The organism is Microcoleus sp. PH2017_05_CCC_O_A, assembly GCF_020738785.1.
Taxonomy (GTDB): domain Bacteria; phylum Cyanobacteriota; class Cyanobacteriia; order Cyanobacteriales; family Microcoleaceae; genus Microcoleus.
Window position 1 is genome coordinate 1 of record NZ_JAEQCB010000165.1, and the last position, 10,952, is coordinate 10,952.

General features: G+C 42.3%; 5 protein-coding genes. 3 read left to right on the top strand and 2 right to left on the bottom strand.

What is annotated here, in order from left to right; genetic code table 11:
* Positions 1-203: 203 nt before the first annotated feature.
* The 3 genes from JGK20_RS28360 (at position 204) to JGK20_RS28370 (ending at position 8,679) form a co-directional block, all read left to right on the top strand.
* Positions 204-2,786 (top strand): hypothetical protein, encoded by a 2,583-nt coding sequence (locus JGK20_RS28360; RefSeq protein WP_293232952.1) that lies wholly within the window; start codon positions 204-206, stop codon positions 2,784-2,786.
* Between the two features lie 363 nt (positions 2,787-3,149).
* Positions 3,150-6,605, top strand: coding sequence for a helicase-related protein (locus tag JGK20_RS28365; RefSeq protein ID WP_293232954.1), 3,456 nt, complete (start codon positions 3,150-3,152; stop codon positions 6,603-6,605).
* A 25-nt stretch (positions 6,606-6,630) separates the two neighbouring features.
* Entirely contained in the window at positions 6,631-8,679 is a 2,049-nt protein-coding gene (locus JGK20_RS28370; RefSeq protein WP_293232956.1) for a hypothetical protein, read from the top strand.
* A gap of 30 nt (positions 8,680-8,709) precedes the next feature.
* Here the strand turns inward: JGK20_RS28370 and JGK20_RS28375 are convergent, their stop codons facing one another.
* Complete coding sequence (locus JGK20_RS28375; RefSeq protein ID WP_293232959.1) at positions 8,710-9,915, bottom strand: ISAzo13 family transposase; 1,206 nt, start codon at positions 9,913-9,915, stop codon at positions 8,710-8,712.
* A gap of 366 nt (positions 9,916-10,281) precedes the next feature.
* Positions 10,282-10,952, bottom strand: a 671-nt coding sequence (locus JGK20_RS28380) for a methyl-accepting chemotaxis protein (RefSeq protein ID WP_293232961.1), incomplete at its 5' end; no start/stop codon positions are given.

Here is a 10,952-nt window from a genome sequence, read left to right on the forward strand (position 1 = left end):
TATTTAATCTGATACCTCTTGAGTTTTTGAGTAACAGCTTGCCGGAGATTCAAAGGTGACTACTTTTAGCTGGGCTCATTTTTTAGTCTAAACTACAGTGATTGGCACCCCTACAGAAACTGGTTTCTTGGTACTTCACTTACCTGAAAGGTGATGTAAGTGTTTTATGAAAAAATAATAATGGGTTAAACAAAATAAGCTCAATGCCAGAACACTCGCCAGAAGAACTTTGCAAAATAATGTTTGGGCTAGACTACGCGAAGCTAGTAGCAGCAAATCCATCGTGGAAAGATACTTTTCAAAAAATTATAGAGCGGACAAAAGGAGCGCAAAAATTATCGGCAGAGCAATCATCAGACTGCGTGAGTGACAGTTCAGCAAAAGAATGTCTAACTCCCTTTGAGCAGAGAGACATACATAACATTCGGGGAATAAAGGCATGGGGAGACATTCTCCGATCTGCCTTTCCTTGGGAAAAGACGCTATCAGTATTAGACCCTATACTAGGATGTTTAAAAATGAACAAGCACTCTATCCAAATCCATAGGCTAGAGAAAGACTTAGTTTATTTGACTGCCATGAGCATTGATAAAGGAGCTCAAATTTTTATTAGCTTTCCAGTTTCTCCTATTTCTTTAGGAATCTTAACAGTCACATATTGGGCTCATCTGCTTAGGGAAGAAAGAGATATTTATCGGACTCATCATGCAGAGGCAGCAAAGGACTTTGCTATTTGGATTAGACCCAAGGATCGTGGTAAAATCTCGCATTTGAGAACAACTAAGGCATTTAACCTGATAGATAATGAATATACTAAATGCAATCTAAATAAGCGAATTGCTTGTTTACCTATCCATAAGTTTGATGAATCATTCAAAAGTAAACATCTGAGAGTCTTTATGGCGCGATCGCTCTCTGAAGCCGTTGACTTATTGAAGAGCTCTAAAAATTGCTCTCTAGTTGTCATTGACGATCCATCAGGACGCACTTATCCATCTCCCTCTGCCTATGGAAGCCAAGCCTTTGGCTTGGCTAGCCTTTGTCGGCAAAAACGAATCCCTATGGTAGGTATTGTTCCTCCTTGGACTCTGCAAGATATTGAGTACCATGAAACCAATACTTCACAGGGAATTCTTCTTTGGCCTATCGACTTCTTCGCTCTGCGCTCTTATCCCGCCGAGCTGGGTATTTCTGCTAAAAACAGGGAACAGCTTCATCCTATAGAGGAAAGCTATTTGCTACTTGAAAGAAAACGCCAATCTCTCAATCAAACCCAGGTAACAATTAAAACTTTTAACTTTGATACAGAAGATGAAGAAAAAATTGCGGAGCTTTTTCAAGAATCATCAAATTTACTGCTAGATTTAGCCAAACAGCCTCACTGTCGTGGTGTTTGGGGTACAGGATGGAAAATATGGCGATATCTCGCAGCTCCTGTCTTACCTTTTTATCTGCTCTGGGCACAGTTTATTGAAGGCGCACTTAAGCAACTAAATTCTGCTGTTAACCAATCTAAAGATTCCCAAGCAAAAATTTTATATAATCTCCTCTCCTCTCTGGCGCTGAGGCTACAGAAACTTAAAGCTAATCCATTCATTCAAATCATTAAATCAGCAGAGCCAGAAACTATTGTAGCTGTTGAAAATGCAGAAATAGCCAACGCTTTAGAACAGTTTTTAATGGGAAATCGCAGTTGTTCATCAACTCTTCAAATTTTACCAATCAGTCAGGTTCGGGGTTTAGGCGGAGAAAAGTTAATAGTTATAGGTCAGCCCAAGGCTTGTCACCGTGACATCTTGCAAACGACTTTATTTAGCAAAATAGATGTGTTGCTGTGGTCTGTCTTGGCTGAACGTGCCGAACGTTGGTGGAGCAATTTAGAGGTAGATGCTAGAGAATGGCATGGAAAAACATGGCGCAAGCTAACTGCAAAAGAGGAGGTAGGATGTTATAGCTTTAGCCTTCACCAACCAAAGGTTAAGATAATTGAGGCCGGTAAATTAATGCTGTCTAAGAAAATTAATTTAGCGAAAATTGAGGAAAATTTTAATTCTTTGGTTGGAACAAATTTTGAGGCGGAATTGAACGGAGATATTGCGAGAAATTTAGAATCTCATTATCTAGTAAAGTTTGAGATAGGATTAAAAATTAGGGTAGCACTGGGATGCGAATTCTTAGTCTTATCGGATAGACAAGCTCTGGTTGTTGCTATCAGAGATATTGCTGCTGGGACAAAGGTTGTATTGTTTGATGGCATGAACCGAGATGAGTTATTCGCTCAGAAAGCGGGTTTGCTTGAGGATACCAAAGTTAACTACTTCTATCGCATACAATTAGAGGCTTGGCGTGCAATACTGAAGCAGCAGGTAAAAAAGTTAGATTTACAAACAGTTCGTCGAGAACTCTCAATTGATACAGGTCTACATATTAGTCAAGAAACAATTGAGTATAATTGGATGAGTGGTGATGACCTTCTTAGCCTCCCCCGTGAGAAAGAGCATTTCTTTTGGTTTATACCGCCACTAGCTCGTTCTGGTTTTGAAGAGTTTTGGCAACAGGCTAATGAATTAAGGATTAAACGTAGACAACTCGGTCAGGTAATCTCTGCTTGCGCTCAAGAAGGATGGAAAGAGCGAAAATCTGATGAAATTGTCTTTCGATATCAGCAAGTTTTTATTACAGTTGGTGAATTGAAAGATGCCATGCAGATACTAACGGTACAGTCACCACCTCAACTAATTTCTCAAGTACCAGAATATCCTATTAATCGCCTTTTTAGGACATGAAATGTCTTTTACCAAAGCCACCCATTGACACTAACCTATGGGATGGCTCCTACCCTAATGGGCGTTTTTGTACCACACATACAGAAAATAGCACTGTGCGTATAATTCGTGAACTGATTAGCTTGACTTAAAGATCAATATCTACTATACTGTTTTCCAAGGTAAGCTGTATAAAGACCATACAGGAGTATGATGGAACCGGAATCTATCCTAACTGACCAGGGGTTGAATGTATCTGACTCTCCGAGACAAGAAGAACATTTGCAATTTATTGAGAGCTTTTACAGGCGCATACGGGGTCATGTCACGGGGACATCGGAGCACCGAAGCTCAATTCAAGGTTCCACTGAGCCGCGACGTTTAATGCCGACCGCATATCTCTCGCCGCAATCACCTCCGGCCACTGCGCCATCAAGCAGTCAGCAACAGAATAATTTTCGTCCTAGCAACTGCGGTTTAGCTATTAACTTAGTACCGGATTGGGAAAAACAACAGTTGCCTATTGAATTGAAAGTTCGCTTTAGTGTTTTCCTGCCTAAAATCCAAGTTACCGATAAATCACTGCGCCCTATGTGGCAACGTTTTGATATCTGTGCTGCCATCACTTCAAATATTCAAGACTTAGTTGCAGAACATTCTCCTGCCCTTTGGCGACTCAATGAGGATATTGAGCGTCAAATCGAAAAGGTAATAGAGGCGCATAAAAACGACCCCCTCGCTTGGTTGTTTGGACTCAATCGGACTATCGATGATTTGACCGAAAAAGAAGTTACCTTGGCTAAGGAAAAATTTAAAGAATTTCAGGCTGAACTGCGTCAAAGGATTATTAACAAAAAGAAAACTAAAAAGAATGAAAATCCTTCTCCTGATACGGAAATTCAGCCGGGGCAAGTTGCTCCGATAGAATTTAAAGTTACCGTAGAAGTCCAAAAGCGAGTTATGGGTAAACAGACCCGAATCCGCCTATTTCTGAGAAACAAAAGCGAACAGAGTAGTGGCTTTGACGATCCTAGAGATACAGGTTTATTTGGGGCTTACCTAGAAATTAATTTGTCCCGAGTAATGTGGCAGCCTGTAGAACTATCTCGCTTTCAGATATCTTATCAAGTTGACTCTACGGTGCCCGCGCAGGGAATTAACTGTACACCAGGAGTTGAACTTGAACAAACTCAGGATAGAGTTCGTATCTGGACTGAGTTTCTCCCCATTTATTGGCAAAAGAGACTTTACACGGCTGGAATTGAAGCCCCTTTTAAGGATTTAGCAACGGCAACGAATGATGCTGACATTCTGGTACTCAAAACTATTTGTCAAAGGATGCGGGATTACCGAGATAGCTGGCAAACCTTGATTGAGCAACAGCATCAGCAGACTGGGGGAACAAAATATAACTTAGAAGCTCAGCAAGATTTGGACAATTTCAAACAAGAAATAGAGCGCTTTGAGTTAGGAATTAAAGTTCTGGAAGAGCCGTGCTACGCGATGCTTCGACAAGCTTTTAACCTGATGAACCAGACGTTTGTCGATATCGATGAAAAGCGGAACAATCGGGGCAAGGCTGCTTATGAAAACTGGCGACTCTTTCAAATTGTCTACATTGTTTCCAATTTAGCAGCACTAGCAGCACGACAATGGCCTCAAGACTTTGCTAACAATCCTCTAGCCCAAATTAATCATGCCGCTGTAGTTCACTTCCCCACAGGTGGCGGTAAATCTGAGGCGGTGATGGGAATTATCTTGACTCAAGCTTTTTTCGATCGCCTGCGCGGTCGAGATTGGGGTCTGGTTGCTTGGTTGCGGTATCCTTTGCGGTTACTAACTTACCAACAGCTTCAGCGTTTTCTGGATACGCTAGTCGCTGCCGATGAAGTTAGAAAGAAGCAACAAAACTTAGCAATAACCCCTGAATTTACAGTAGGTTATTACGGGGGTCGAGCTAACAGCCCTAATTCTCTAAAATCCGTTCCTGATGAGGTTCAGAATTCGGCACTGCGACAGGCTCGCGAAAAAATGCAGGCCGAACTGGGAAAAGTTCCTAGGTATCTGACTTTAGCTGATGTCGGACACTACGTTCCTGAATCAATCCAGCAATACAGGATGGTGATGCGCTGTCCTCACTGCGGACTAGAGGAAGTCCACACTTTTATTGATAAAGCTACCAATGAACTCCGGCATCGTTGCGGCCCCCTCAATCAACCTTTACCCAATGGCGCTTGCGGTCGTGAAATTCCACTCTATATCGTTGATGAGGATATCTACAGTCAATTGCCAACTTTATTAGTAGGAACTCTCGACAAAATTGCAAACATCACTTTCCGTCCAGCGAGTCGCACTTTATTTGGGGCTGTATCCGATACTTGCTCGGTACATGGCTTTGTTGCTAACAATACTTGCCACAAGCAGGACTCAGTTGGTGGATGTACTCGCAGACAACTTAAACCTCTATCCACGGCACCCGTTGACCCCGGCATTCCTCTAGTTTTTCAAGATGAACTGCACTTACTCCGCGAGGAACTGGGTACATTTGACGGCCATTATGAAGCTCTCATCGATGCCATTCACCAAGAGCGGGGAGCGATACGTCCGAAAGTTTTGGCTGCTACTGCTACGATTGAGGGAGCAGAACAACAGACAAGACATCTTTATTGGCGAGAACTTTCTCAATTTCCAGTGCGCGGGCCTGCTCAGGGCCGGAGTTTCTACGCCAACGCTCATAGCAAATATGTGACAAGAGGCTTTGTTGGTCTTCGTCCCACTGCTGCTAATCCACTGGATGCAGCAATGGCTCTGATTCAAGCGCTTCGGACTGAGTTAGAGATTATTCGCAGCAATCCTGCTAAGTTCAAAGTAGAGTATGGATTGGGAAATTTAACAGATGATAATTTCCTGAAACTGGTTGACGATCATGACCTTTGTTGTACCTACGTCAACTCCAAAAATGATGGCTCTGATATTCGACGCTCCATTAATGAACAAGTAAAAGCAGGCCTTCGAGAAGAGTTTGGGGAAAACAAAGCTAATGCTATGCTGCCAGAGGCAATTACCCTGACAGGGGATGACGGAATTGAAGTAGTTAAAGAAGTTTTAAAGCAGATGGAGACATCTCAGCTCAACCCCAATTTGAGCGACTCAGAGCGGTTATCAGATGTGGTTGCCACCAGCCTAATTTCTCACGGTGTTGATATTGACAGACTCAATTTGATGCTATTTTACGGCTGGCCTAACACAACCGCTGAATACATTCAGGCATCGAGTCGTGCAGGACGTACTGTGCCGGGATTAGTCTTCATCTTATTTCGTCCTCAACGCGCTCGCGAACGGGCAATTTTCGACTATTTTGTCAAAACTCACGAATATTTGGATCAGATGGTAGAAGCTGTCCCCATTGACCGCTTCGCTCACAATGCTCTCTACCGAACTGCTTTTGGTTTGCTGTTAGGTCGGTTACTTCACATAGATGGCCCTGTAGCTCGATCGGGAAATCACGTGAGCGACTTAGCGCAACTGGACAAGATTGACAAATTGCGGGAGCTAATTTATGGGACAGGACAAGGGCGATCGCCCATCGACTTGAAAGCTATTGTCGCCAAAATTCGCACAACTATTAATCCTGACGGGTTACCAGAAGGCCAGGTTTTTGATACACCGCTCGATTTAGTAGAAGATGCTTTTGTGTCTCAGGTCGATCGCATCGTACAAGACCCCAATGAACGCAAAGATGTCACGAGCGGTCTGACAAAAGATGATATCGCTCATAATTTCCGCTTGCTGCTGTCTCTTCGAGATGTCGATGCAGGCATTGAAATTAATGGATACTAACTACTTTAAATAAATTGGAGAAGACATGAGTAAACAATCGCGCACCTTTTCTAAAGGCAAAGTATTGCACAGCGTTGAACCAGGAAGTGTTGCTACAATTCCTGTCGGCACTATTGAAGTTAACTGTCACTTTGCCCGCAGGGTAGTTGACCTCAGTAAAGATGTGGAGGAGGCTGTACGTCAAGAACTCACTCGATGGAAGCATTTAGATGCTCAAATGGAAGCTTTCCGCAGACACACAGCAGAGTTTGTTCCTGTACTCACTCAATCGGTTAAAGGTCGCAGGTTGAAAGCCAGAGAGTGCGGTAAGTGCGGAGCTATTCGCTACATGGGTCAGTGGAAGGGAGATTCAGATGCTCCCTGTCATAATTGTAACCATCCAACTCTCAATGAAATTCCGTTTGTTTTTGCCCATGTAGATGGCACAATGCTCCAGTTATTCCCCCGTCACTGCCCTCAACACAGTTATCAGTATTTAGTTAAAGAAAGGGGTGTTTATCCGCGTTGGCGCTGTAAAGTTAGTGGCTGCACTCATGCAGATCCAATTGTTCGCCCTCTTCCCCCACAATCCATTATGAAGCGCACAGAAGTTGTTCAAGCAATAGAATCTGCTACCGGAAATTCTCCCAATCCGATGATGCGTCTTACCACTATTTCTGATAACAAGCTTCAGGTAGTTCATTCCATTTCTCGGATCAACCCAACTTCCAATGTAGAGAAGTTTTTAGCATTACCTGAGTCTCTCGGTACTCTTCTAGCAATACATCTAGATTACTTCGATTGTCAAAGCAGAAGTCTGTCTGAGCTGACAGAAGTCCTTCGCGTCCTTGGTCAAGGCACTCAAGAAGACCATAAAGAATTGGATCAACTTATTAAAACACTAAAAATGAGTGGCTTAGATGACGAAACAATCCAAACTATCTTGGCTAACAAACGACAAGTTCAGGAGAGTGATGCAGGTGGAACAGTTGTGGCCGAATTAAGAAAAGCTCTAGCGCGTTTTTCCAATAATAATACCTTGCAATTTCTAGGAGATGCTCAGGCCGAAAGAGAAACTCGCGATCGCAGAGAAAATTTAACCTCAGCTCAAAAAAATGCTGGTACCCTTAGAGAGCAACTGAGCGATCGTGCTGTTCTCATGGATTTGCAGCGTGAAAGCCTCGATGATGCTGTGAAGCGCCTCAATAAAATTAGCTCTCCTTTCCAGGCAAATCTTTCAGATGCCGGGATTTTAATGCGTGAAAGTCTAGGTATTAACCAGGTCACAGTCATTCAAGATTTGCCTGTCTTGCATCTTGCCTATGGATATACTCGCCTTTCTCATCAGCCTGAAGCTGCTGTCCTGTGGGCTTTTGACAAGAAAGGTTTTGATTTGGCTGGTGAAGAACCCAAAGGAAATTGGATTCCTATGCCCATCTACAAGCTCAAAACTGAAGCACTCTTCTTTCAATTTGATGCTAAACGGATTGTTAAATGGCTTCATGCTAACAATCTAGCTCCCGATCCGGCTAATATTGACGAGCCTACATTGTGGCTTCTACAGCATCAAAGCCAAATCACCAGTCGCAGCGGCCCTGCCTTTGAGGATCGCCCTCCTCTAGATTTTCGGATTCCCTGGCTGGTTGGTTCGGCTCTACACAGCGCTAATCATCTTTTAATTAAAGCAATCGCAGACCAAAGTAGCTTTGGTGAAACGGCTATTTCTGAGCATCTCCTGCTAAGCCTCAACCAAACCATCATCTTTGTCAATCGCCTTCAAGAGTTTTCACTGGGAGGACTGAAAACCTTCTTCGAGCAGCGTTTAGATCAGGCATTCAACAGCCTTCTACAAGAGCGGGGAGACTGTATGTTCGATCCCGATTGCGAAGAAAGGCTAGGCGGAGCTTGTGCTGGATGCTTCCACCTACCAGAAGTCGTCTGTCGCCTCTTTAACAACGCTCTTAGCCGCATCTTGCTTTACGGCGGTGAAATTGGTACAAACATGGAGGGAGTCGAAAAAACCCTTTGGCCTGATTTAGCTTCTCTTGTTGGGAGAGACCAGTTTATCGGCCTGTGGGATAGTCGTTTAGATTAAGGAATGAAAATTTAATAACTTTAGCGTCTGTTAAATAGTCGGCACTGCACGATAATTCCATTTTGGCAGATATTCATCAAAAATAATTTTCATTGTTTCTTTAAATCCATTAGCTACTTTTCGACCAGTTTCATAGATTTTATCAAGCACATTTACCACCACAGAAAGCCCGGTTTTAGTATGAGTTTTTGCCATGAGTTCTTTCACTAACTCAAGATTCGTAAAAATCACTCCTTGACAGGCTCTGGTTACGTGAGGAAACAAGCGATGTTCGATCGGATTATATTTCGATGTATAGGGAGGATAGTGTGCGATCCTAATTTCTATTCCTAGCTCGTCAACAAACTTTTGTAAATCTGATTTAAATATGTGATGATTAGAATTGTTACTGCCACCTCCATCGCATTTTATTAAGATTGAATCGGCTTGAGGATAGATAAATTTTCCGTAATTTATCCACCATAATTTAATCGATTCACAAGCAAATTCACTCGTGTCTTTACTGATTCCCAAGTTTAAATATCCTCGGTTTTGTTGCGGATCGTAAATTCCATGAGGCACTACTTTTCCCTCAGCTAAACTAAAGAAATCATGGTCAAATGTCGTAATAACTTCGGTAGTATATAGACTGCCTGCTCGATATAGATTTCCAATAAATTCCTTCTTTTTTGTGTCCATACTAACAATTGGATTACCCCGCAACTCATACTGAGCGGTTATTCTGGCAAGATTCTCAAATTGTTCATTACGATTTTTTGTGACTCCGGTTGTTTGTTGTTTTTGGGCTTTGCGTTTCACATATCCATGTTTTTTTAAGAGTTTTTTGACAACCGTTGTGCTGACTATTGTTTCCTGAGCCTTTAGGCCTTCAACTATTTGTTGATGAGTAAGATTTGTCCATTTAATTTTTTCGGACATTGGATCTCCGGCTGTGTGGTTTTTTAAGACTTCTAAAAAACGCTCATTTAAATCAGCTATCTGAGAATCCCTAGTTTTTCTTCCTCCACCTCTTCGGCGAATTCTTTGTTGATTCAAGGTGGGTTCTGATTTATTTTTTAACTCCTTAATTCCCTTGGCTATTGTATTCCTATCTACTCCCAAAACTCGGGCTATGTAAATGATTCCACCACGACCAAGTTTTACGGCTTCTATCGCTGCATATCTTCTTTTGTCTTTTTCAGATAAAGACTGATGATGTTGGAGCATTAAAGCAGTAATTTCGTCTGAGTAATACATAAATTATGTTAGGATAAATGATTCAAATCAACAAATCATGGGCGACATAAGAATAACCAAGTAGGTATAATATTTGACATCCATACCGAAACATTAACCTATTCATATTCACTCATTTATTTATTATACATCGCTGATGTTATTAAATTTTCATTCCTAAGCATTGGCTTTGATCAACCGTGGTTGGGATTGAGCCGATCAATTGCCAAAACCAATTACCATCGCACCTGATCTGAGTGTAGAAAAACTACAGGTTAAAAACCGCGCTCTGATTCGGCTGTTTCAAAGGTTTTCTACCTCTGGCTTCTGGCTTCTGGCTTCCATCCGTTACATCTCGTACATTGCTCGTTGCCGAACTTCTTTTTCCTACGACATTTTATTTAGTTCTGCTGCGGTTTGGTTGAGCAGTTCCGTACAAACTTTAACTTGAGCAAGGCTACTAGCAGTTTCTGTTGCTCCTAAATTAACATGGTTCATTGCTGCGAGCACTTGTTCAATTGCGATCGCCTGTTGGTTAGCATTTAGAGCAATTTGTTGATTGTTCAAAAATACCTTGTCTATCGCCTCTGCTACACCAGCAAAAATTTCTGTTGTCCCCCTAGCTTGTGTAATTCCTTGTGCTGCGGTTTTTGAACCTTCATCCGTTACCATCACCGTGTAGCCGATCGCAACTTGAATTTCTTTAGCTAGAACATTAATTTTATCGGCTGATTGTTTACTTTCATCAGCTAGTCGCCGAATTTCTGTCGCGACAACAGCAAAACCCTTGCCGTTTTCCCCAGCACGGACTGCTTCCACAGCAGCATTAAGAGCTAACATATTTGTTTGGTTAGCGAGATCGGCTACCAGGTCAGAAATCCCACTAATTTTAACAGTATTTTCGTTCAAGTATGTAATCTGTTTGGCGATCGCGTCTACTTTTTCTTGCAGAGTTACTACTGACGGGGTGACAGGTCGTCTGAAAAGCATACAGGGAGATAACTCTAGACAAATCGCCTCAAAAAAGATAGGGTAAGAAAGCTTCTTACCCAAAAATA

Bases quoted from the DNA above. Each gene is read 5' to 3' on its own strand.
- JGK20_RS28360 (WP_293232952.1), top strand. From the start codon at position 204: ATGCCAGAACACTCGCCAGAAGAACTTTGCAAAATAATGTTTGGGCTA.
- JGK20_RS28370 (WP_293232956.1), top strand. From the start codon at position 6,631: ATGAGTAAACAATCGCGCACCTTTTCTAAAGGCAAAGTATTGCACAGC.
- JGK20_RS28365 (WP_293232954.1), top strand. From the start codon at position 3,150: ATGCCGACCGCATATCTCTCGCCGCAATCACCTCCGGCCACTGCGCCA.
- JGK20_RS28375 (WP_293232959.1), bottom strand. From the start codon at position 9,915: ATGTATTACTCAGACGAAATTACTGCTTTAATGCTCCAACATCATCAG.